The organism is Mesorhizobium sp. CNPSo 4671, from assembly GCF_057784245.1.
In genome coordinates this window covers 45537-69480 of sequence record NZ_JBWLUW010000025.1, presented here as the reverse complement: position 1 = coordinate 69480, position 23944 = coordinate 45537, and the positions used below count along the sequence as shown (strand labels likewise).

Sequence of the window (23944 nt, the reverse complement as noted above, 5' to 3'; positions counted from 1 at the left end):
GGAAACCGACAGCTCAAGCTTGCCCACTCGGGCGACAAGGGAGCAGCCGTAAGAGCCTGAGTTTAGCCGAGCCGCTTAGGTTTGCGCCCGGTCTTCGAAGCGCACGCCTCGTCCATCTCGGCGTCGAGCACCTCCTGTATCGCCACACGATCAGTGCTTGAGGTCGACGCCTGGCAACTGCTGGCGCAAGTACGTCGCCACCGCGACCGTTATTAGGCACCGCTATTGATCAGCCCCGTGCTCTAGGCGTAACGCCGAGGCCGGAGCCATGGACCTTGGCCTCGTTCAAGGCTCAAGCCGCGATAAGCGAAATGATCCGTCGGGGACGGCAATCAAGGAAATGGACATGCCACGCTGCGGCACCAGCTCACGAACAAAGCGGCTTGCTGGGTACGCTGGCACTCCAAGCGCGAGCGCTCTCATTTCCCGGCATCATTGGTTCTGCTCATGATGCTTAGCTGCCAATGCCGCTTCCAAACTCGCGCCAGCAACCTGGTGGTGTAATGTCCCGAGGCTGGGCCCCCGACGAATGGCCGGGCGGTCGTCTCAGTCTAAGCCTGCCTCGACAGGCCTGCATGGAAGATGCAAACCGGCCTCTCGCTCAGATCGAAGTGGATGCGGCGGACATCATGATCGCATGCGAGTCTTCTGATTCGACTGTGGCGACAGTGTTGTCTTGCGTAGGCTCGGCGCAAGAGCTTGGCTCGCCTCCATGTTGACGCTCGGTGCGAAACTCGGCGCAGGTAAGGCTGCAACGCTGGCTTAGGCTTGTGTCCAGCTGTTGCAAAGGCATGCTTGGATCTAGTGCGACTGCCGGCCCCAGGCCCTGTTTCCAGACGAGATAAAGCACTGCCAACGAATATGCGACCTGCATGAGCAAAAAGCACAGACCGGCTTGCACAAACACGGCGATGAACGAGCCGGTCAGGCAATACGTCGCGATGGCAAAAACGGCCAACGTGCCGACCATGCCGCTAACAAACCGGGCTGCTGCCATTTGCTCAATCCCGTCTTTCGCTTGCCGAACCCTCGGCCGGTTCAGCGGCGTGTTTAAAGAGTACGAACAAATAGTCCCAGCTGGGGGCATTGCCCTGACATCGCAGGCGCAGCAGCTGAGACAGCTTCGGGTTCAACGTGGCTGTCGCGGGCTCGGCATTGGCGAAACGGCCCCGGTGTGGGCGCTTTGAATCGCGCCGCGATCCGGAAACCAGATGACCGTCCGGAGCAAACACGCGAACCAGATTTTCGATCGCTGTTCGCAGTTCCGCTCTGCACGGGACATGGCAAAGCACGTCGCCCAGGACGATGAGGTCGAACAACTCCCTGCCTGAGCTGCGTTGGTCGTCGTAGACCACCCGACCGATGCGCGAAAAATCCTGCACGCGCAGGCGCGTCAGGGAAAGCATTTGCGGCTCACGTCCATGACCGTGAGCCATTCGCAATGCGTCGCCAGCTGCTCCGTTAAAGCCTTGGTCCCCCACCCGGCCTGAAGCCGAGCGCTAGGGGACCTTCGCAAGATGCTACCCGCAACAACTGCCTGGTGGCATTGGCGCTCGAAGGCGCTGGCGTTGATCTGCCAGGGATTGCTTTCTGGCAATTCCAAACACAAGAGTTGATGATCGTCGTGCGACAATGATGAGCCCTTCGCCATTCTCAGAGACTTGTTCTCCAGATTGTCTTTTGCGGGGAGGAAGAGGCTGGATGGCCAAAAGATGGCCTGCGAGCCAGGGGTTTTGTCGGGCAGTGCGAACCGGAAGCGGAGTGCGCATTGTCCAATGGCGAGAGGAAGAGGAGCGAGATCTGCCCTGCCGCCCAGACGTCCTAATCCATCGCGCCTCAGAGCGCACGAACAGATCTCCTACGGCCACTTCCTGAAGCACGGGGTACGCTCTTTCGCTTGCCATCGATTGATCAGCAGATAATTGTAGCCGTCCCTAATTTATAACTGTCGATCGGAACAATGGATTGTTTGGATGCAACACATCGAAGCGGTAGATGTCTGAGCGGACTTGGATGACCAGCTCGCGATGGGCATTATCTCGTTTGAGCGAGCATTTCGGGGAGTTCACGCAAGGCCACGTAGCCATCCCACTTCGGAATCATGAGATTTCGGCTTCCGTGGCCCAACGGTCGCTAAAGCCGAGCTATGCCATGAGGCCCGCTCTCCGACGGTTGCGGCATCGTGGAGCCTCCGTGACCCGCAAACTTGCGGATCGCTCCGATGCGCAGCTCCTGCAAACCTTGTGCCGCCATGTCCCTCACGTACTCCAGATTGAACCTTCTGGGCCAATTCGCGACAAAGCCTGGTCCGAGTCATGCGCGCCTAGATATCTTCATAGCGGACCGCGTCTGTCGACGAACGAGTACGGCTCGGGACCTCACCACAGCAGTATCCCGAGTGACGACTTGTTCAGCTTCTTGCCCGCGGCTTTGTCGGCCTCAGTTCTGCGGCCATTGTTTCCCGGTGGTCAAATCGCGCAGGGCCTCGGGCCGGCAAGTCGGCGCTTTACCAGCGCCATCTCAGCACTTGCCGCGCGCAATCGTATTCGCCTGTGCTTCAGCAGATGCAGGCGATGCTGACGAGTGCCGCCAAGCCATCTCCATGAGGACACCGGCGACGGCACTCGCACCCCGCTCGCAGACGACCGGTTCGATGCCGCTCAAGTCTTCGCCCTTTAGCAATGACCAATCGTCATGCATGCTCTGCGGTGCGGCGGCCGGCCATGTCGACGGCCGGAGTTTCGCCCGCAAGGCAACGCGAGGATGCGGATCGCACCCATCCTCTGGCAAAATGGGGCAGGGACAGCTCTCGCGCGCTCGCGGTCGTTAGTCAGATTGTGGGCAACACGACAGTCTCAGCTCGAAACACGACAGTATCAGCTCCGCAACGAGCACGTCGGAAGCGAATGGTGCTGTTTTTCAATCTTCTTGCGGTTGGCACGACAAATGCGACGCTGCTGGCGAAGCTTCCGGAGAGCGCTGATGAACAATCGTCGCGCGCGCAAATGACGAAGCTACGGCGGTGTCAGACATCAGGAGAGAACATGATGACAAAAGTGCGGATGGCTGCGGCGCAGGTCGCTACAGCGTTCATCGTCCTTATGGCAATGAGCCAGCAGGCCTTGGCGGCAGACCCTGTGCAACCTTACATCGCAAAGGACCAAGGGCCGGTTGAGACGCCGAGTCCATGGCAGATCCGCGTCCGCGCGTTGGGAGTGAAGACCAACGATTCAGGTTACGTCGGCATGATTGCCGGTTCCAATCTCTCCTATTCAGACACCATAACCCCGGAATTCGACATCTCCTATTTCTTCACAGAAAACATCGCTGCCGAACTCATACTCGCCACCACCTCCGCCAAGGTCGACGGCGCCGGAGCGATCGGCGCGCTGGGGAACGTCGGCAAAGTCTGGGTGCTGCCACCCACACTCACGCTGCAGTATCATATTACCGAGTTCGGGACCTTCCGACCCTATGTTGGGGCCGGCCTGAACTACACCGTCTTCTACAATCAGAGTGTCGGCAGCGCCGATGCTCTTTATGTGAAGAACACCTTTGGCGCCGCGCTGCAGGTCGGCTTCGATTACATGCTGGACCCGCACTGGGGGGTCAACTTCGACGTCAAGAAGCTTTTCCTGGAACCAGATTTTACCGTCAAAGTGGCTGGCACCGATCTGAAGGGCAAGGCCAAGCTTGATCCGTGGCTAATTGGTGCGGGCCTCACATACCGCTTCTAATGGGTCGCCATGTGAATCTTCGGCACCGTTTTCGGACAGGTGAAAACACCCCGATGATGGAGCTGCGACGCTGACATTCTGGCGCTCTGGCGTGGGGACATGTCGCCAGCAAACGAGCCTATATGCAACCTTTTCAATGAGGCACCAAGTGCAAAGCCCTACGATGAATACCGATGTTTTCACGGCTTATGAATCTAACGTCAGAAGATTATCTCTCGAAATCGCGGCTATCACGGCTCCGGGCTCGTAACCGGCAGCCTGACTGGCCTTCCGTTCTTTCATCAATTTTTCGACCTTCCGCTCAATCTGGTGCGTCATACGACAACGCCGCACCACTATCGCCAAGCCCGGGACGGCGAAAGCGAGGAAGCGTTCTCCAAGCGCTGTGCCGATGACCTCGAAGCCTTGGTCCTCGCCGAGGGCCCTGAGACGGTTGCGGCCTTCATTGGGGAGCCGGTACTCGGAACTGGCGGCATCGTTCCGCCTCCTAAGGGGTATTGGGCCGCTATTCAAGCGGTGCTCGACAAATATGACATCTTGCTTATCGCGGATGAGGTCGTCTGCGGCTTCGCGCGGACAGGCGAGAAATTCGGCTCTCACCTCTATGGCATGCGGCCGGACTTCGTGACGATCGCCAAGGGTGTGAGTTCAGCCTACCTGCCCATCTTCGGTTCGATCATCGGCGATCGTGTCTGGTCGGTTTTGGAAGAAGGAACGGAAAAGCACGGTCCGCTGGGCCATGGCTGGACATATTCTGGACACACGCTCTGCGCGGCGGCCGCCCTTGCCAACATTCAGGTGCTTAAGCAAAGAAACATCTTGGAGCATGTCCAGGATGTCGGCCCCTACTGGCTTTCGCGCATGAAAGCGGAACTGGAGGGACATCCTATTGTCGGCGAAGTTCGCGGAGTTGGAATTCTGTCCGCCGTGGAGTTGATGCGAGATCCCAAGGCGCGCGTGCCGTTCGAGCCCGAACTTCAGGTCGGCGTGCGGGCCGCTGCTGCCCTGCTCGAGAATGGTGTTAGCGGCCGTGCTATGCCGCATGCGGATATCCTTGGATACGCGCCACCTCTCATCATCACCAGGGAAGAGGCGGACATCATCGTCGACGCGACGGCGAAATCGATCGAAACTACCTACCGAGCGCTCAAAACTGAGGGCGCAATATGATCCTGGCGGTAGCCGTCACGCCAGCAATGGCGAAGACCACGAGAGCAAAGCCCTAGGCTCAATAGATACCGGCGTCGATTTCCGGCCGACAGGTGAGGGTCGGCGACTAACGTTTTTTCGCAGCTCTGCCGCGGCGGTGCGGATCTCCCTGGATCGCTCTCTTTCCGCGCACGCCCTGCCGGTTTCCTCCCAACCGGCAGGGCGCCTTGTGTCGGCGTCGCCATGCCGGCGTGTTTGTCTCATTCCAATCGACGCGATGTCGGAAGGGGAGCCAGGGCGAAATTTGGAAATGCAGGAAGTTTTCGAGACATTCCTGGAGCGGCTGTCTGAAAGCGTGGATGAACCGAGAAAGCCGGCCGTCCGCGCCGTTATGCTTCCCAAGCGCCGCCAAACCGATTTCTACCTGTATGACTTCACAGCCTGTTTAGACCTCTCCAATGGCAGGGTCATTCTTCTCGACGAGGTCCACATGATCCTGCTTCTGATTGCACCCGAACGGTACGACGATTTCACCGATCACCTGCATGCCATGCACCGTCTGCGGCATCGCGTCTTCCAGGAGCGGCTCGACTGGGACGTGCGGACCAACGGTACGAGACCGATCGCTTCGATGCTCTGAAGCCCATTATCTATTGCTGCGAGGCGATGGCGTAAACGGCTGCGTTCGCCTGTTGCCGTCGACCGGACCGACCATGATTCGTGACGCGTTTCCGGTTCTGCTGGACGGGCAGCGGCGCCTCAAGATCCTCGTGTTTGGGAAAGCAGCCGCCTCGCGCTGGCCAGCCGCCGACCGCGCCAAAGCGGGCGAGCGGAATTGCCGTCGCCACGTACATGCTCTTCGCCGGCATGATCGAGTTCGGATAGTCGCGGCGCCTTCGCCAGATTGTCACCGTCACGGATTTGCGCATGGAGCGTGTCGCTTTTACTTCCCGATTTCAATTGAAACGCTAAGGTAAAGATCTTGCAATCTCCGACCGTGCCGTTGCGGCTTCATTTGGGGGTAGGGGCTTTCTCAGAGCCCCGTCGCCATGGTGAGGTTGGTGCGGAATCGATCGCGCCTCCGTTGATATTTGCGGGTCGTCTCGGCCGAGGCATGGCCAAGCTGCTGCTGGACGTAACGTCCTCGATGTCGGCCCAGGAGGCGGAGGCCGGCGCGCAGCGAGTGACCTGAGAACAGCAGCGCCCGTTTCCCTTACGGAAGATCGGAGCGGACGCCGGCGGCGAGCGCGGTCTGCTTGACCAGGCGGGCGACATGCTTGTCGCAGAGCCGTTCGACGTCGACGGTGTTGTTGTCCTTGAAGATGCGGCGGAAGAGCGGCCACGCGCGATGCGGCCGAAGCGGATCAGGCTCTCAAGGGCGGCGAGCGGCCAGGTCTGATCGGAAGCGCCGCGGCCGACCTCGACCTCGCGCCAGCCCGTCTTGCCGCGCAGCGTCACCGACGCGCCCTTGACCGGAAATTTCTCGATCCAGCCCTGGCCATCGCGCACGACGTCCGGACGACGATCTCGGAGCGCCGTAGGCCGCCGGCAAAGCCGAGCAGTAAGATCGCCCGGTCGCGCAAGCCCCGCAGATCACGGCCAAGCGTGTTGACCATGGCCTTGATGTCGTCGCCAAGCACGGCTTCCTTCTGCCGCGGCTTGCGCGGTCCGTAGGCCGGAGCCTCGAGCCTGCGCTCAATGTATTTGCGCACCGTCTTGCGGTCGATCCCGCTCTCCTTAGTGATCGCCGACACCGACAGGCCCTGGCGTCTCGCGTGTTTTCGGAATTGGCGTAGCCTGTGGCGGTCTCGACCAGGGCTTCCAGGCGCGACGGCGCCCATTGCCAGGACCAGGTCGACGATGTCCGGCAGCTCACCATCGAGGTGGTCTGCGAGCGGGAGGTCGATTTTCGCGGGTTTCGATGGGGAGCAGGCTATCGCATTCGTCCGATAAGGCAAGCTTACCGGACATAAAACAACACCGACAGGCGCGGCGGTTTGTCCCTGTGTTTGTTGCCAAAACCGCCGCAGGGATTCATCCTGCTCGCGATGATTCTGCGCCCCAAAATCCTCTCCGCGCCACCAGGCGCCGACCCTCGGAGCCACCGTGTCCGTCCCGGCAGTCGCGCTGCCGCGCTAGCTGCGTCGCGCCGTTCCTATCGCGCAAAGCCCTGCCGCTGAAGGGCTTGGGTCCAAATGCGCTTGAAGACATCGCGATCGCCGGCGGGCGCCGCCATCGGGGCGCTCGACGCGGTGGTCCGCCGGACAGGAGCGGCGGGCCGGCGCGTGGCGGCAGCGGTTGGCGCTCGGCGCGGCCGCAGTGACGACCAGACAGGCGGGGCGGGTGAGGACGAAGCCGCTCTGCGCGATGCCGTCCTGCTCACGCGTCCCGGGGACGACGTCGGCCCGGCGGGGAAGATGCTGTCGGCCTGGCGCCGGCTGGCGGCACGGCCCGCCGAGGAGCTGCTGACTGAGACGAGCACAGCCCGGCTGCTTGAAGCCCTGTCTCGCTCGGGATGACGAGACTGCGAACGACCTGGCAGACGAGCTTCGACAGCTTGCGGCGAGCGAAGGCGCCGTCGGAATGCTGATCGGCTTCTTCGCGGCCGCCGAGCGGCTCGACCTTCCACGCACGTGTATCCGGGCCGGGCCCCTTGACGTGATCTCGGCGGCAAGCGGTTCGGAGATGACGGCTATTCCCGCAGGAGCTGGTCGCCGTGCTGGGCGTCGCGTTCCTATGCCGACCTGGGGCTGCGCCTCGAGGATCGCGACGATCACGCCGCCTATATCGGCCACCGGCTGTCCGTGCTGAAGGACGACAAGCGCGCGATCTTCGCCGCCGCCGCGCACACGCAACGGGCCGCGGACTACCTGTCGCGCTTCAGCGTCTCCGAAGCCGCCGCCGCGGGAGCGGCGGCCTTCGAACCGAAGCGATACTTATGCGACAGCTGGCCATCGCTGCACGCCGAGTGTCACGTTACGCCTCGGCGTGGGTATCGGCGCGCAGGAGGACATCGTCAAAGATAACGCCGGCCTCATCATGGCTGACAGCGCGACTTGATAGCGCGCATACTCGCCGGGCGCGAATTCCACGCCGAACCGGTCGACTACATCCTTTTGGGAAAGCCTGAAGCCGTAGGTGCGTAGTGACCGGCGCCCGTTGGTATCGCGCGTCGAGACCGCAACCACTTTCCAAAAGACAAGAGGATACTGCACGACGCCGGTCCCAAAATCCTCAGACGGATCGTTCGCGTCCAAGATCGGTCCCGCGATGATGCAGGCGCGCGTGTCACCGGATTGCAAGTCGCGTTGAATGTGGTTTTCGAAACCGCCCCACAAGCCTTGAACTCCTGGCCATTGCTTTTCCGGTTGGGAGCGGTTGAAGGCCGCATGTTGCGGCGTGCAATTTGAGAAATGAAACGTGTCGGAATTGGCAAACTCGATTTCCGTCGGCGTATCACCCCAGGCATTGTCTTCCCTGCGCACGATATGGCCCCGGTCGATCTGTTTGGCGGGCGCGTAGATGTCGGGATCGCCCAATTGGAATTGCTGCGGAATTCGCGGGTCAAACACCCAACGATCCTGACCGAAGAAGGCGCGGCCGCTGGAGGTCCTTTTCGATGCATCGTAGTCGACATTGACCGCCGACCACATCTGCATGCGTCGGGAAGCGTTCATGGCCAGGCTGAAGTGATGGTATTTGAGCACGACGATCTGGCCATTTTCCTCATACATCTCCTGGTCCCGCCCCTGCGAAATGCGAGGCAGCGGCACGGTGATATCGTTTTCGAGGAAGTCAGGGTTGTAGCCTTCTCGATCGTCGTAATTGGGGTCGAAGCGCAGTGCTTTCTCGAGCGCCTCGTCTGCCGCGACCGCGGCTGTCGCCTGTGGAAGCTGAGATACCGGCACACCGCTACCAACGAAAATCGTCACTGGTCCGGAAAAATTCATGGTAACGCCGCCCATCACATTTCCTTTCGTGTTTGCGAAAATTTTGGAGGGATCAGATAGCAGAGGACTAAGCGCTTCTGGCGCGCGAGGCGTCGCCAGCTTCGCGACCTCATCGGTAGGATCGGTCGTGTTGGCCAGCAATTCGTCCAAAAGATGCTTGGAGGCAGGCGTGGTCGGTACAAGCCCGCCGAAGGCCTTGACCAACGCACTTATGCGCACACCCTCATTCGCGATCCAGTCTATCCCGTCATCCGGCTGGCCAGGTGACCATGCCGAACCGTCTTTGTTGAGAATTGTATTGCCCCGCATTTTTGGAATGGAGGCGTGGTGCAGCCCGACGACCTCCCACATTTCCGAATAGCACGCCGAGCCCGATGATCCTTCCTCGGTGTCGGTCTCGTACCGGAGGAAACCGTCGTCCCGCAGCTCAAGCAGCCGGCAATTCTGCATTGCATAGCGTTTTGGGCCGCCGTCAGGATATTCGATCATCCGGATCGGCATTCCGGGCAGGATCTTTGACCGCGACCCATTGATCGTCAGGAAGTTGACAGAGGAGAGAAGCTCTCCTGTGATCGACTTCGGCTTCACCGCTACGAGCGCGAAATCGAGATCCTCCGCCGAGAAGAAAAGCGCATCAGGATCGAACTCGAAAATGATGCCGCGGGCGACACCCGATGCCGTCTCATCATGAAGAAAGTTGGCGCCGGTTCCTCGTACCGAGCCGGAATCCGGAAACACATGCCAGTTGGTCAGAAGAACGTTAGGCGAAACCATGAACCCGGTCGCAAACCCGACCGGGTCGACCTTCGGATCGACATTGGCCACGATGCGCGCGACCGGCTGGCCAGCGGCCCGGGCAGCATCGTCTGGCGGCAAGCTGTACCAGTCAAGGGTAGGGCCCATCTTCCGCTCGACGAACACCGGAAGACGGCCTTATGCCTTCAGTTCGCTCGCCTGATCAAAGCTCGAACGGCGAGCGTCGTAGCGCGCCTGTTCCGATGGCGTCACTTGCGTCGTCGCAGGCGTTGGCGGCTGCGCTTTCCACCGTTTTGCCGCCGCAATCATTACCGCGCGGCGCCGTTCGTCGAACAAATTAGTCGCGGCCATCGTAGAGTCCTTCCTCCGGGGAACAGGGACAGTGTATGAGATTCTATTTGAAGAGAGCGATCGATAGATTGGAATTTAAACGATTTAATCTTCAGACAAGTGAATAGCTAAAGATCGAAATATTTAAACGGCTAACATATTTGAAAGCGCAGGCCTTTCCAGTTCGTCATTCCTCTATGCATTTCCAAAAAAATCCAAACCTCCTCTTACGTCACTATGCAACAAGGAGTAATGTGAGGTCAATGTGAAGAATAGAGTTCTCAACGAAGTTCCTAGGGCGGGATCGCTTGTTCGGTTGTCTTTGGCGGCAGGAGCTTCGGCCTGCCTGCGCATAGGAGGACCTGAAGGTCATTCGATCACGTAGAGATCACAAAGCGGTGACTTTCACTGCCGCCGCTTCAACGGGTGCAGAGCATTCTTGGGGGAGATGTCCATGACAGCGCTTACCAGACCGGACACGAAGTTGTGTGTCGCTCACTTTGCCGCCGCCGCCCGCCGGTTCGTTCCGGTCCTTCTCATTTTGCTAGGCGTTTCCGGTTGCGAAAAAAATCTCTTCCAGGCCCCGCCCCATGGTGGCACTGCCGATGTGCCTCCCGCACCTGTGTCGGACAGCGTTCTCACGCTGGTGGCGGAAATCCCGTATGTGACACTTGTGCAAGCAGCACAGTCGAAGATTCCCCAATCCGTACCAGTGCAGGGAGATGGTCACATCGGATGTGTCGGTATCCCTCATATCAATCCCGGACATGTGGGACATCATACTGAGTGCCGTTGGATCGGCGTCCGTGTTTGCGCTGAAGTGCCAGATATTACCGCTCCGAGCATTGGCACCACGGACCAATGCGCGGACTACCATTGGCATGCGGATATCAAAACGGATGGCCCTCTTGTCATGGCCCAGGCAGGCAGTGGCGTTCACGTCGAACAGCCGTTGTTTGTCAGCGGCCAGGCCGGCGTCGGCGGCGACCTCGCTAGACTGCTTTCGCTTTCCGGAAAGAACTTCGAGGCTCGGCTAGTCCCCGGCATCGATCTGCAGCTCGACATGAACGATAAGTGGTGCCCCGTACTCTCGGGAACCCCAACCGGCAGATGGGTGAGCAGTGCTTCGGTGGAAGTCGTGGCCAAAAACTGCCTCGGCTTTGATCTTGGAAACCTGGGGCACCCCCAGGTCTGCGCAGGGCCAATCAATCTGGGACTGGCTGACGTGTTGAACGGCCAGATCAATGACCACCGTGCCAAGATACAGGATGCCATCGCCAAAGCTCTGCCCTGTGATGCGCTTCGGTCAAAGGTGGAGGCCCAATGGCACGCCTTTTCGATCAAGATTGACCGGGCGGGCAGCACGCCCGTCTATCTCAACATCGTCCCCACAGCGGCGAGCTTTTCGGGCCTGGTCGGTGAAGCGCAAGGCATGAAGATGTCCGTGCGTGTCGCGGCAAAGACCAGTCTTGCCGCAGAGCCAATTGCTACGCAGTCCCAGCCTCTGCCCCCATTGGGCAAAACATCAGCCGATCGAAGTCAGGCCGATATCACGCTGCAAGCAACCGCACCCTATGGATTGCTGTTGGACGAGTTGTCAAAGAACCTTAAGGGTCGCGATTTCCAGCAGCAGACGCCAGCAGGCGCCGTCGATGTGAAGGTCGAAGATGTTGACCTCTATCCCAGCGCTGGCTCCGTCGTGGTTGGCTTGAAGGTACAGGCAAAGCTGCCGGGAGAGTTCTTGAACACGACCGGCTGGGTTTACCTCTCAGGGCAACCCCGCGTCGAGAAAACTGGAACAGCGATCTCGATCAACCAATTGCATTTCGCGACCGTCCTGGACAACGCATTCTGGAAGGCTGCACAATCCCTGTTCGAAACCCAGATCCTCGCAGATTTAGAGGCTCATTCACGAGTTGATCTCAACAAGCAGATCAACGACGCATCGGATGAGATTTTGAAGGCCGTTCACAATACCAATGTTCCGGGATTGAAGATTTCCGCTGACACTCCGTCGATCGAACTCCTCGACATCACCGTCGGGCCAAAAAATCTGATTGCCAGTGCCCGGCTCAAAATGAATTTCGATATCGCGCTATCAGCTGATTCAGTAGGTCAGTAGCCCGCCTGCCATATGAGCCGTGACCACCCATACGAACAAGAGGTGCAAATGACGCAATCGCAGCTTAGCAAGGTTTGGTTTGTGGTCGGTGCGCTCCTTCTCTACTACGCCCTGAATTCTTGGGTGGTAGCGCAAGGCGGGGAAGAGATATTCGGTGCAAAGCTGGTCATGAAGGCGAGGGTGCCTGCAGTAATGACCGCAATCCCGATATGTTCGATTTTGCTCGCACTAACCTCACTCGTTGGACGCGTCTATGCCCTACGCGGCGGCCCGCACTGGCATGCGCGGATACCGGTTGTCGGCTTCGACGCAATCGAGACGGGCTCGCGAGAGGGTCGTATATATCAAGCTGTGATGGTTGTGGTCTTCTCCGTGCTGCCCGCGATCGCGCTGGTCTATTTCTGGTGTACGTTTATGTCCGCGACGGTAATGCTGAACGACGGCAAGAAGGACCCAGGCGCCAGCCTTTGGGATTGGTCGCAGCTGCGGACGCTGAACGATCCCGCTCGTGTCTGCACTGAATTTCACAAGGAACTGGCCGATCCGTGTATCGGTAATGCGGCCGTGCTGCCGGGCCTTGAGCCAACAATCTTTGGCGCGCTAACCCTGGCGGGCATTATTGCGCTCGCGCTGCACTGGCGTGCCGTGCCGGGGGGGGGCCAACGGCATGAGGCCCCACCGATAACGGCCCGCGGCAGGTAAGCGTCAGGCGAAATGCGACTGCCAGTCAGTTGCTGGCGTTCGGTACAAGCCATCCGCTACTAAGCGACGCGCCCAACCTACGCGCGAGCACGGCATCGGCATTAGGCAGTTGCCGCCACTGCGCACCGCTCCCGCCAATCACATCATAGCCTTGAAGTAACGGCGGTTGTCTTGCGCACGGCGGCAGCCCCTTTCGCTTCGGTCGCGCGAGCGCGGCAGGTCAACATTGATCGGTCGCTCCGAGCCGTCTGCACGAGTTCTCCGGTGGCCAGCGCCAGCGCATCTGCATCGCGCGCGCGCTCGCGCTTGAGCCGCAGCTCATTGTGGCAGACGAGGCCGTCTCGGCGCTCGATGTTTCGGTGAAGGCGCAAGTCGTCAACCTGATGCTGGATCTGCAGGGGTACCTGGTCGCGGAATCCTGACCGAAAGGGTCGGAAAACGTCGGTAATCCGACAACTGCTGTCGGGTACATCGAGGTCGCGACACGACAGCACTAGACCCGATGTCCTGCTGTACACCATTCAAGCCATTGAATGATTTGCGGATAATTTGTTCTGAGGCTCTCTCGACGCAGTTGGCACGATTGTTGAAGCTCCCAAGTCGCGACGCTCGACAAAATGAGATCGGCCACGCTCCCGCCGCCTGCCGCCCGGGCCTCTTCACCGCCAAGCGTCTCACCTAAACCGCAGACCGGTTGACGGAAAACTGCAATGGAGATGTCTACGATGCAGACTCTAATGCCGACGCTGTCCGGTCGGCGCCGGCCGTTACGTTTTGGCGACGACAACATATGCGATGTTATCGCCAAAACTTTGGAGAAATTTGCGTCCAACACGGCTGTGCGTACGAACGAGAGCGGCGACGTGAGCTATCGGGAGTTGGGCATGTCCGCGTCCAATCTTATGGGGCGCTTCGAGGCCATCGGCATCCGCCCTGGTGATGCGGTTATTGTCAAGCTCCCTCGATCTGTTGATCTTGTCACGGTCATTCTTGCTACCCAAATGCTGGGCGTTGCCTTCGTGCCCGTTGATCCCTCGGATTCCGACCACCGGTTGGACCAAATAATCCGCAACACGAACGCCAAAGCGATCGCTAGTTCGGATCCAAGGGGTTCGATACGCCTCGAGCGTCTTCCGACACGCGGAGGCATTAATCCGGCGTTCTCGGACATAGCCTATATTATGCACACCTCCGGGAGCACGGGGATCCCGAAAGGGGTACCGGTCTCCCAGGCAGCTCTCCTGAATTTGGTCGATTGGTATATCGACATGATCGATTTCTCAGAGGGCACCAGCATTTCGCAACTTACGCGACCAGCATTCGATGTTTCAATCCCGGAGTTCTTCGTACCCTTTGCGACCGGGGGCACAATTGTCTTGCCGACTACGCAACTGCAAGCACAGATCATTCAGACGATTGAGTTCCTGGCTCAAAGCGGCACGAACATCCTTCAGATGGTTCCAACACTGCTGCGACGCTTCCTTGGAACTCTTGAACGTCTCCCTTATGTGGCGGAGCGGTTCACGAGTCTCAAATATGTGGTCTGCAATGGTGAATCCTTGCCGGACTCGGTTAGGCGGCGATTTTACTCGATCCTTCCCAACGCTACGCTCGTAAACAGCTACGGTCCAACCGAGTGCTGTGTTGCCGTTAGCTACCACTATTGTCGTCGTGGCGAAGTAGAGCTCCCCATGTTCATCGGCAAACCGGCATGCAACGTCGATTTCTATATCCTTGACGAAAGCAACTCCAACGTTGGCTTTGAAGTCGATGGCGAACTCTGGGTGGGAGGCGTGCAAACGTCCCAACGCTACGTGGCGGACGAAGCACAGTCGAACCTTCGCTTCGTGCCATTCTTGACGGCTAACGGTAAACAAGTGCTGTACCGCACTGGGGACTATGTCGTGGCATCGGAAGAAAATGGATTGCGGTTTCTCGGAAGAAACGACGATCAGATAAAGTATCGAGGAACCCGACTGGAGAAAGGGGAGATTACCAGCGTCATTGATAAGACGCGCCTGTGCACGGATTCGGCGGTAGTTGTGGTGGATAAAGACGACGACAACGGACAAGATCTGGTCTGCATGGTGACGCCCGCGGACGCCGACGTGGTGAAAGTTCATCGGCGACTGTCGGATGTCCTGCCGAATGATCGTGTTCCGAGGGTCGTTGTCCCTCTTGTCGGGCTTCCTTTCACTGCCAATGGAAAACTCGACCAGCGGGCCCTTGAGAGAATTGCCAAAGAGGCGCTCAGGGCGAACATGCACCATCCCACACCTCAGACGGAACATTCGGCGGGGTCGCCGTTAGATCACTTGCTGGAAGCGGTACACGCCGCCAAGGGAAGATGGGTATTCCCCAGCCTAACAGCTCGGGAGTGCGACATAGATTCACTGAACTTCCTCGATATCCAACTCAAGTTGGCCGAAGCGGGCCTCATGTTTGGCGAGGACGTCTATAAAGAGCAAGACCTGTCGCTGGGGGAGTGGGCAAAGCGAATTCAACCGGTGGATCGCAGCGATTCTCAGGCGAGCACCACAGGCAAAAGCGGACAGGGTGCCGAATTTAGGGACGAGTTGGCGCAAATTGTTGAATACATTGAAAGTCAGGCCCCCAGCACGATTGTACTGCATTCATCCCTTGTAGCTTTAAGGAATGTGACTGCCAAGGAGGTAACGACCATTCTTCTTGAAGGGATAGAGCGCGTCTCCGCGTCGTCTACCGTTATTCTCCCTGCGTTCACTTTGAGCTACTGCAGTACGCAGCGTTTTCATTGGTCGGAGAGCAAGTCCGAAGCGGGCGTTTTGGCAGATATTGTGATGCGAGAGCTTCCTGCTGGCCGCACCAAACATCCCGCTTATTCGATGGTCGTGACCGGCCCGAGAACGCAGGAATTATGCAAAGCCGATTGGTGGAAATGCAGTCCGTTCGGTGACGACTCGATTTTTGGATTGATCAGCCGGCTCGGAGGCTTTGTCATGGGTCTCGGTACATCGGTTGCTACCCATGTGCACCGCTGCGAACTGTTGGCGCATGTGCCGTACATGAAGACGACCGATATCGAGGGTATCGTTGATTTCGGGACGGGGCAGCTTAACGCCTCATCACCGATCTATGTTCGCGATGTCGTGGGTAGGCCCGAGTATAGTTTTCTTGCGCGTGATGTCGCTCGCGACGATCATGAATTGAAGGGTGTCATGCGTGACTTCGCGCTGGGTGGAACCTACGCAAGACTCGTCAACGTGAAAGACATGGAGTCCATATTGGTCCGCGCCATGCGCAAGGAGCCATATGGTTTCCTTAGGGAAGAAGGCAGGAACGAAGCAAAACGCGCATATCCCATAGAGGAAGTCGCATAGAGAGCTGTCTAACTTGTTAGTGAGCTAATTCGGAGGCTAGAAAATGACAACGCGGATATTGGGTGTGGTCCAGCTCGACCAAAGGCGACTGGCAGACGATTTGGCCGTCTTGGCAAAGTCCAAGTTCTCGAGCGAATATTCGGATTTCGCGTGCGGGCGGTGGGAATTTTGCATGCTCCGCAATCGGTCGGGGCAGCAGGAGGAGCAGAGAGTGGTCGTCCACGAGACCCCAGCGGTGGCAACACCTCTGGGCCAATCGTTACCCTATCTCAATGAATTGTTGGAAAATCACTTTGATAGGGACTCTATACGTTACGCGCGGATCATCCGCATATCAGAAAACGCATGTATAATACCTCACCGCGATTACTTGGAGCTAGACGGGAAATTTGCCAGAGTGCACCTAGTTCTAGATACGAATGAGAGGTGTGCCAATACAGAAGAGAATCGTATATTCCACATGGGACTTGGTGAAATCTGGTTTCTTGACGCAAGCCTGCCGCATAGTGCGGGATGTTTCTCATCAACGCCACGGTTACATCTTGTGGTCGACATCGAGGGGACTCGTCTCGTGGATGAAATTGCACGCAATGTCCAACAGCCATCGGCAAGGAATGCTGTTGTCGATACCCGCAAGGAGTGGACCAATGAAGCGCTCGAGTCCGTTCTGGGATTTTCTGAGGTTATCAGCGAGGCCAATTATCGAGAGATCGTCGCGATTCTGGCGAAGCTCCACTTTTTCTACAAAGTTCACTGCGAGGATATGTATGGCTGGCTGACGGAAATCTGTCGACGTCGTGGCGACCCGGCACTCCTAGAAAAGGCCAACTCGCTCGAGCGATTTTATCTCATTGATCGTGCTGCTGGCGAAGTCATGACATATTGATCGGTGTGATTGAGTTAGCCCATCCTAGGCCAATGGTTCGTTTTCCCCAGAGAAGCATTCTATTCGTCAATAATGCGCACTTCTCAAAAGCATGGCCTTTGCGACCCTGAACGAATCATTTGGTGTTTTGTCAGGAAACCCGAGGAGGCGATTGGGCGTGACTCTGCATTACAAGTCTATCCTGGAGCCGGCCGGAGCGGTTTCGCCACCCGAATCGAGGAGGAGCGTTATCGCCGCCTACCCACAGCCGTGAGCTTGGCCGCCTGCCGCTATCAGCGCTTCCAACCACGGGCCAAGCCCGCTTGCCGCCCCGGCGCACATTAACCGATCACTGCGGTAGAGCCCGCCACCAGCACACGTCGTAACATTTCATCCCCGCCCTTGTGGTCACGCCGAGCCGGTTCTTGCCCGCCGTCGAACGGTTCTTCGGCGTCAGCCAAGCCAAGCGGCAAAATCCCGCCCCGATTGCAACCATGTGTATCCACCACCTTGATCGCCAGCAGCGTCGCCCCAAATGGAACGATGCTTGGAACGGCGGCCAGGCGTCGGTTCATTGAATTTTCCCCGGCGCGGCGGTGGCGACGTTCTGCTGATGTCGGGCTCTTGGTAGAGCGGGCGCCAGGACGTGCCCAGAGTTCACTTGCGTAGCCCGGCCCGAAGACCGACGCGCAGCCAACGGTTCTCGCCGTGGGCGTCTTGCAGGTCAATAGTTCCGACCATCTGCTCGCGCTTGCCCGGCGCGACAAGCATCGTGTCCGAACCGGTCGCTCGAACCTCGATGCCGAACTGCGAAACGGCGGGCGGATGTATAGCGGCGAGCCACTCCTCAGCAGGATAGTATCGCAGAAGAAAGATTCCATCGACGCCGTGATGTCGCGAGGCTAGGGCCCTCGGGGGGCGACTGGCGACGCCTGGTGGGGCTGCGCCGCAGAACCGTTGAGCCCACGCTCTTCGGGCTCGCTCTTCCCGGCCCGGGCCGCTGCTTGTAGGGCAGGGATTGCCACTGTGGACCGGACGAGAACAGTGGCTGATCGACGCGGAACGTCGCGCCGAGTAGGACCGTCGCCGAACTCTTGCGGGCCGCACGGGCCGCAAAAGTCCAGCAGTTATAGACGCTTCCTCTTTAGAGAGAAGCGGGCCACAGAAAAAGGCTCCATATTCAGGCATGGTTGTCGTCCGAACAGGAGGCCCCCGATGATTTTGCCAGTTGTTGGGCCCTGCGTCAGGCCAAGATGACCGTGACCGAACGCATAAATTATGTGCGGACTCGGACCAGAGCGGCCTATGACTGGAAGGCTATCTGGCGTGGCAGGGCGGTGACCGCTCCACTCCACGCCTCCCTCTTCCTTGAAACCCGGAAGATAGAGCTTGGCAAGCGTCAGGAGAGCTTTCGAGCGGTCGAAGTTCGGTGGAGCCTTCATTCCGCCGAACTCGGCTGCTCCGCCAATCCGCAAGCCGATCGAGAGCGGCGTCGCCACAAATTTCCGGTCTGCAAATATCACTTCGCGTTCAAGGGCGACGCCCGACGAGGCGATCGTGGTGTTGTATCCTCGCTCGCTCTCGAGAAGCACGCGGTCCCCCAGCTGCCTGGCAAGTTGTGCCGACCACACGCCCGCTGCGATGACGATCTTTTCTGCCCAAATGGTCCTGCCGCCGTCAAGCGTGATCGCCGCCCCAGCCAGTCCAGGAGTCAAACGGTCAACCTGGCCTCTGAAGATTTCCGCGCCGTTTGCGGCAAGCCAATTGCGCAAAACATCCACCACCTTCTTCGGATCCGAGACATGCGACCATTGAGGCATGAATACCCCATTTTTCACTATGGAACCGAGAGCCGGTTCCATGTCCCTGACCTGCGACGCCGACAGCTCTTGCGTCTCAACGCCGAGCGCACGCTTTGCATCCCATTCCGGCTTGTCGCGTTTCAGACCGTTCTCGCTCTCGTAGACCGTTAGCGCGCCCTTACAAAACAGATCGTTCGCAAGGCCTACCTTGTTGAAGAGCGGCACGAGATCGTCATAGACGCGGCTGTTGATCTCCGCGAGCACGCCGGAAATCCGTCGCACTTCGGATGCTGAGCCCGCTTTTGCGAACCGCCAAAGCCACGGGAATAACTGAGGCGTATGTCTGACCCGGACCGCTAGTGGGCCGAGCGGATCCAAAGCCCAGAAGGGCACTTTCTTCCACAATCCCGGGACAGACAGGGGTATCACTTCGGTCACGGCGATGCCGCCGGCGTTGCCGAATGACGCTTTGTCGCCCTCAGGGTCTCTGTCGATGATTGTGACCGCCGCTCCGCTCTGTAGCGCCTCGTAGGCAACACTCAGTCCGACAATGCCGGCGCCGACGACAATGACACTCATCCCAGCCAACTAATTTTCTCTCTTCTGAATACCCGATATGCATATTGGCAACTGTATCCAATCTACAACGCCTTGACAATTCTGGATCCAAGTGACATGGATTGATCTGCCTCGTTGGCCGGCTAGCAAACTTTCTGGGAGGAATGGCTTGGACGCCGAAAGAATCCACCGCGATGCGGTCATAATCGATGCTGTGGCCCCGCTTCTTGAGCAGAAGAAATATGTGGAGTCCTACAAAGCTGGCGGCGTTACTTGCGCAGCTCCGACTGTCAACGTAGGCGATGGTTCTCCTGTCACGGCGTTAAAGGAGATCGGCAGTTGGCTGCACTCTATACGCTCCAGAAAAGACCTAAGGCTGGTGCGAAAGGCATCTGACATCGAAGCGGCGAAGCGCGATGGCCAGATCGGAATCCTGTTCCATTTTCAGGGCACAGGGCCGTTCGAGACAGAGCTTAATCTGGTCGAGGCCTTTCACACGTTGGGCTTGCGGATGGTGCAACTGACCTACAACAGGAAAGATTACGTCGGAGACGGATGCGAAGAAGAGATCGACGGCGGGCTTAGCAGGTTCGGCAAGGCTCTTGTTCAGAGGCTGAATGAGAACAGGATTGTCGTCGACTGCACCCATACTGGCTACAAGACGACGATGGATGCCCTTTCGTTGACGACGAGACCTGCGGTCTTCTCTCATTCCAATTCTGCCGCGGTCTTTCCCAGCAAGAGAAACATCCGGAACGACCAAGCGAAGGCAGCAGCGGCCACAGGGGGGCTTGTCGGCATCACCGCTGTCCCGCAGTTCGTTGTGCCTGCCAACGGCGCCGCGGCGCGCCCGTCGCTTGACGACCTGATAGCGCATATCGATCATTTCGTCGCGCTCATAGGCATCGACCATGTCGGCCTGGGACTAGATTACTGGTGGGGAACTCTTCCGTTCTCCGACCTCGACACAGTGATCAGCCAGTGGGAGCAGGCTGTTCTCGGGGGGTCTTGGAACCCGGACGCCTACCCACGCCCACCTCATTACAACCCACCGGAAATTGAAACGCCCGAAATGTTCCTAGGAATGACGGAGGGGCTTATTCGCCGCGGGTACAAGGAAGACGACGTACGCAAGATCCTGGGATTGAACTGGCTGCGTGTCTTCCATGAAGTCTGGGGAGAGTGATCCTGTGGCTTTCAACCTGAAAGACCTCCGGAGGTCTGGACCTAAACTTCTTGGGGTGCCTAAACAGCAGATGACTCCTCCCATCCTTTCAGTTTCTCATTTGGTCACCTCCTTCCGAGTGGGAGGGCGCTGGAATCCTGTTGTGAATGACGTGTCGTTCGAGATCGGCGAGAGAGAGACTGTCGCCGTCGTCGGCGAATCCGGATCCGGCAAGAGCGTGACTGCGCTCTCGATCATGCGGCTCAACTCCGAGCGCTCAAGCGAGGTCAAAGGGTCAATTAAGCTCGAGGGCAAGGAACTGCTCAGCCTGCCGGATGCCGAGATGCGCCGTATCCGCGGTAACGAAATTGCCATGATCTTCCAGGAACCAATGACTTCACTGAATCCGGTGTTGACCATTGGCTTTCAAATTGCCGAAGCGCTGATCCTGCATCGCAGCTTATCACGGTCCGAGGCGGAGAGGGAGACCATTCGGCTCTTGGAGAAGGTGCGCATCCCCGGCGCGAAGGCGCGCTTGTACGAATATCCAGACCGCTTCTCTGGCGGCATGCGCCAACGCGTGATGATCGCGATGGCACTAGCCTGTCAGCCGAAGCTCCTGATCGCTGACGAGCCGACGACGGCGCTTGACGTGACAATTCAGGCGCAGATCCTGGAGTTGATCAAGGAGTTGCAGGAGGAGGAGGGCATGTCGGTCCTCTTCATTACGCACGATATGGGCGTCGTCGCCGAGATCGCCGACCGCACGGTGGTCATGTATAACGGCCAGGTGGTCGAGGCTGCGCCGACTGAGGACATCTTCGACAGTCCCGAACACCCCTATACGCGATCGCTGCTTGCGGCCGTTCCGAAACTCGGCTCGATGAAAGGCCGTAGGCGGCCGATGCGCTTCCCGGTTGTCGACCGCGCGACTGGCCAATCCGACGTGCCGGCCGAGGTGCCGGACACCATCAAGGAGACAGAGCGCCCCGTGCTAGAGGTCGCCGGGTTGACCAAACGCTTCGAAATCCGTTCGGGTCTGTTTTCTTCGATCAAGGGGAGGGTCTACGCGGTTGAGAATGTCTCGTTCAGCGTCAAGAGAGGCGAAACCTTGGCACTCGTCGGCGAGTCGGGTTGTGGCAAGTCGACGACCGGCCGCGCGGTGATGCGGTTGACCGAGCCCCTCTCAGGCTCGATTTTGCTCGACGGCGTCGATCTTCCTAATCTTAGCCAACACGAATTGCGCAAGCAGCGTAATCGCATGCAGATGATCTTCCAGGATCCGTTGCACGAGTTCTCCGGTGGCCAGCGCCAGCGCATCTGCATCGCGCGCGCGCTCGCGCTTGAGCCGCAGCTCATTGTGGCAGACGAGGCCGTCTCGGCGCTCGATGTTTCGGTGAAGGCGCAAGTCGTCAACCTGATGCTGGATCTGCAGGCCCGCATGGGGCTCGCCTATCTCTTCATCTCGCATGACATGGCGGTGGTCGAGCGCGTCAGCCACCGCGTCGCTGTCATGTATCTCGGAGAGATCGTTGAGATCGGCCCGCGCGAAGCGATCTTCCAGAATCCGCAGCATCCATATACCAAACGGCTGCTCGCGGCAGTGCCGATCGCTGATCCAGCGCGGCGCCTGCAGAAGCGTCTGCTCACCAATGACGAGATTAAGAGCCCAATACGACCTGCGGACTATGTGCCGCCCGTGCGCCAGTATCGCGAGGTCTCGCCCGGCCACACCGTGATGATCTGGGACCCGGAATGGGACAAGAAGGAAGCGCCGGCCGTCGCTGCCTGACGTTGTTGTGAATGGCCAGAAAAAGGGGAAATGAAAATGAGGATAAGCGCTAACAGTAGCAAGAGCGTGGCTAAGAGGATAATGCTCTCGTCGTTATTTGCTGGGGCCTTTTTCGCCGGCACGGCAATGGCGGATACGCTTCGCGTAATTGCTGACACAGATCTCAAAACCGTAGACCCCATAGTGACGACGTCGGGCACGACCTTGGTTCATGCCTATCTGATCTACGACAAATTATTCGAGTTCGACAAAGACGGCATCGCCCGTCCCCAGTTGGCTGATAAAGTCGATACTAGTGCCGACAACAAGAGCTACACGATCACGCTTCGGAAAGGTCTGAAATTTTCCGATGGAGGTCCAATTACGACGGACGACGTACTTCAGTCCCTGAAGCGCTGGGCTTCCCGGGACCAGACCGGGCAGTTGTTGGCTGCCAGACTCAAGGAGATGTCAAAAGTCGATGATCTGACGTTTCGCATTGAGCTGAGCCAGCCGTTCGACGTTCCCGCTGCGCTTGCCGGCATCACCGGGAATCCTGCTTTCATCATGCCCAAGCGGGTTGCTTCCTTGCCGCCAACAGACCAGCTCACCGATACCACCGGCTCTGGACCTTATCAATTTGACTATTCGTCATGGAAGCCAGGGCAGACGCGCATCTATACCAAAAATCCCAATTACGTTCCGAGGAATGATCCGCCGAGCTTCTTTGCGGGCAAGAAAGAGGCAACTTTCGACAAGATCGAAATGTCTTACGTGCCGGATGCAAACACCGCGATGGCGGAGATGCTGACAGGGCAACAAGACATCTGGCCAGGTCCTCCAATGGATAATGCGCTTGCCTTGAAAGGCAATCCGGACCTCGTGGTAGCGAAAGGATTCTTCACGCAAGGCCTGTACGTCATAAACCACGTGGTGCCTCCGTTCGATAACGTCAAGGCGCGTGAGGCCCTTACCTATCTGATTGACCAAGCCGAGATCAATCGCGCAGCGGTGGGTGACCAGGAATTCTGGCATACCTGCTATGCGTTTCTGACCTGCGAAGGGACGTACGGCGACGAGTCCGCTTATAGTGGCCATAGAGGGGCAGCCGATTTCGAGAAGGCGAAAAAGCTCCTGGAAGAAGCCGGCTACGACGGAAAGCCGATCGTGGTTCTCGACCCGACAGATTGGTCTGAAGCCCATGCAAGGGCGCTGTACATGGCGCAGCAGCTGAGAAAGGCCGGTGCTCAGGTTGACCTGCAAGCGATGGATTGGTCGACCCTGACGTCGCGCCGTACGTCTAAGGCGCCGGCTTCGGAAGGCGGCTGGAACCTCTTCCCCAACATCATGGAAGGTCAGCCCGCCTCCTCTCCGCTGACACATCTCATGCTTGCCTCTAACTGTGACAAGGCCTGGTTCGGTTGGCCCTGCGACAAGAAGATCGAGGACTTCCGTGCAGCATTCATTAGCGCAGCCGACCATAATGAGAAGAAGAAGATCGCCAGTGAACTCCAGGCCCGTGCATCTACCTATCTGCCCTTCATCATGACCGGAGAGAACACTGCGGCCGTGGTCTACAGAGCTGATATTGAAGGATTCAACCCCGAAACAGCTGAGGTGTATTTTTGGAATATTCGGCGAAAGGGTAAGTAGCGCGCCACATCTGCGACCGTGAGGG

General features: G+C 58.4%; 15 protein-coding genes and 5 pseudogenes. 13 read left to right on the top strand and 7 right to left on the bottom strand.

The window, feature by feature from the left end; genetic code table 11:
- Positions 1-601: 601 nt before the first annotated feature.
- The gene (locus tag AC04SF_RS35140) at positions 602-997 is read right to left on the bottom strand and encodes an exopolysaccharide production repressor protein (protein ID WP_488481514.1); all 396 of its coding nucleotides are present in this window, start codon (positions 995-997) and stop codon (positions 602-604) included.
- A 4-nt stretch (positions 998-1001) separates the two neighbouring features.
- A pseudogene (locus AC04SF_RS35135) lies at positions 1002-1651 on the bottom strand (SAM-dependent methyltransferase).
- A gap of 1396 nt (positions 1652-3047) precedes the next feature.
- Between AC04SF_RS35135 and AC04SF_RS35130 the strand changes: the two are divergent.
- From AC04SF_RS35130 to AC04SF_RS35120, 3 genes and pseudogenes are all read left to right on the top strand, one after another.
- Entirely contained in the window at positions 3048-3737 is a 690-nt protein-coding gene (locus tag AC04SF_RS35130) for an OmpW/AlkL family protein (RefSeq protein ID WP_488481524.1), read from the top strand.
- Positions 3738-3935: 198 nt separating this feature from the next.
- A pseudogene (locus tag AC04SF_RS35125) lies at positions 3936-4907 on the top strand (aminotransferase class III-fold pyridoxal phosphate-dependent enzyme); the annotation flags it as partial.
- A gap of 283 nt (positions 4908-5190) precedes the next feature.
- Entirely contained in the window at positions 5191-5526 is a 336-nt protein-coding gene (locus tag AC04SF_RS35120) for a hypothetical protein (RefSeq protein ID WP_488481513.1), read from the top strand.
- Between the two features lie 10 nt (positions 5527-5536).
- On the opposite strand, the gene AC04SF_RS35115 is transcribed toward AC04SF_RS35120, so the two are convergent.
- Together AC04SF_RS35115 and AC04SF_RS35110 are read right to left on the bottom strand one after the other, a co-directional pair.
- Positions 5537-5815, bottom strand: coding sequence for a hypothetical protein (locus AC04SF_RS35115; protein ID WP_488481512.1), 279 nt, complete (start codon positions 5813-5815; stop codon positions 5537-5539).
- A 104-nt stretch (positions 5816-5919) separates the two neighbouring features.
- Positions 5920-6550, bottom strand: a pseudogene (locus AC04SF_RS35110) (site-specific integrase); the annotation flags it as partial.
- A 531-nt stretch (positions 6551-7081) separates the two neighbouring features.
- Here AC04SF_RS35110 and AC04SF_RS35105 point away from each other — a divergent pair.
- Positions 7082-7405 carry a DUF1403 family protein gene (locus AC04SF_RS35105; protein ID WP_488481511.1) on the top strand — a complete coding sequence of 108 codons (324 nt, stop codon included), beginning with the start codon at positions 7082-7084 and terminating at the stop codon, positions 7403-7405.
- A gap of 201 nt (positions 7406-7606) precedes the next feature.
- Positions 7607-7912, top strand: a pseudogene (locus tag AC04SF_RS35100) (zincin-like metallopeptidase domain-containing protein); the annotation flags it as partial.
- Here the strand turns inward: AC04SF_RS35100 and AC04SF_RS35095 are convergent.
- Positions 7823-9739 (bottom strand): DNA/RNA non-specific endonuclease, encoded by a 1917-nt coding sequence (locus AC04SF_RS35095; protein ID WP_488481510.1) that lies wholly within the window; start codon positions 9737-9739, stop codon positions 7823-7825. The pseudogene AC04SF_RS35100 and the gene AC04SF_RS35095 sit on opposite strands and share 90 nt — an antisense overlap.
- A gap of 637 nt (positions 9740-10376) precedes the next feature.
- Between AC04SF_RS35095 and AC04SF_RS35090 the strand changes: the two genes are divergently transcribed.
- The 5 genes and pseudogenes from AC04SF_RS35090 (at position 10377) to AC04SF_RS35070 (ending at position 16991) form a co-directional block, all read left to right on the top strand.
- Positions 10377-12044, top strand: coding sequence for a DUF4403 family protein (locus tag AC04SF_RS35090; RefSeq protein WP_488481509.1), 1668 nt, complete (start codon positions 10377-10379; stop codon positions 12042-12044).
- Positions 12045-12092: 48 nt separating this feature from the next.
- Positions 12093-12746, top strand: coding sequence for a hypothetical protein (locus AC04SF_RS35085; protein WP_488481508.1), 654 nt, complete (start codon positions 12093-12095; stop codon positions 12744-12746).
- A gap of 251 nt (positions 12747-12997) precedes the next feature.
- Positions 12998-13144: pseudogene (locus AC04SF_RS35080) on the top strand (ATP-binding cassette domain-containing protein); the annotation flags it as partial.
- A 312-nt stretch (positions 13145-13456) separates the two neighbouring features.
- The gene (locus tag AC04SF_RS35075; RefSeq protein WP_488481507.1) at positions 13457-16105 is read left to right on the top strand and encodes an AMP-binding protein; all 2649 of its coding nucleotides are present in this window, start codon (positions 13457-13459) and stop codon (positions 16103-16105) included.
- Between the two features lie 43 nt (positions 16106-16148).
- Complete coding sequence (locus tag AC04SF_RS35070; protein ID WP_488481506.1) at positions 16149-16991, top strand: aspartyl/asparaginyl beta-hydroxylase domain-containing protein; 843 nt, start codon at positions 16149-16151, stop codon at positions 16989-16991.
- Between the two features lie 320 nt (positions 16992-17311).
- Here the strand turns inward: AC04SF_RS35070 and AC04SF_RS35065 are convergent, their stop codons facing one another.
- Together AC04SF_RS35065 and AC04SF_RS35060 are read right to left on the bottom strand one after the other, a co-directional pair.
- On the bottom strand, positions 17312-17545 hold the full coding sequence (locus AC04SF_RS35065) for a hypothetical protein (RefSeq protein WP_488481505.1): 234 nt from the start codon (positions 17543-17545) through the stop codon (positions 17312-17314).
- Between the two features lie 552 nt (positions 17546-18097).
- Positions 18098-19351, bottom strand: coding sequence for an NAD(P)/FAD-dependent oxidoreductase (locus AC04SF_RS35060; RefSeq protein WP_488481504.1), 1254 nt, complete (start codon positions 19349-19351; stop codon positions 18098-18100).
- A 148-nt stretch (positions 19352-19499) separates the two neighbouring features.
- On the opposite strand from AC04SF_RS35060, the gene AC04SF_RS35055 reads away from it, so the two are divergent.
- The 3 genes from AC04SF_RS35055 (at position 19500) to AC04SF_RS35045 (ending at position 23919) form a co-directional block, all read left to right on the top strand.
- On the top strand, positions 19500-20516 hold the full coding sequence (locus tag AC04SF_RS35055; protein ID WP_488481503.1) for a dipeptidase: 1017 nt from the start codon (positions 19500-19502) through the stop codon (positions 20514-20516).
- Positions 20517-20586: 70 nt separating this feature from the next.
- The gene (locus AC04SF_RS35050; protein ID WP_488481523.1) at positions 20587-22287 is read left to right on the top strand and encodes an ABC transporter ATP-binding protein; all 1701 of its coding nucleotides are present in this window, start codon (positions 20587-20589) and stop codon (positions 22285-22287) included.
- 81 nt (positions 22288-22368) lie between these two features.
- Positions 22369-23919 (top strand): ABC transporter substrate-binding protein, encoded by a 1551-nt coding sequence (locus tag AC04SF_RS35045; protein ID WP_488481502.1) that lies wholly within the window; start codon positions 22369-22371, stop codon positions 23917-23919.
- Positions 23920-23944 lie beyond the last annotated feature (25 nt).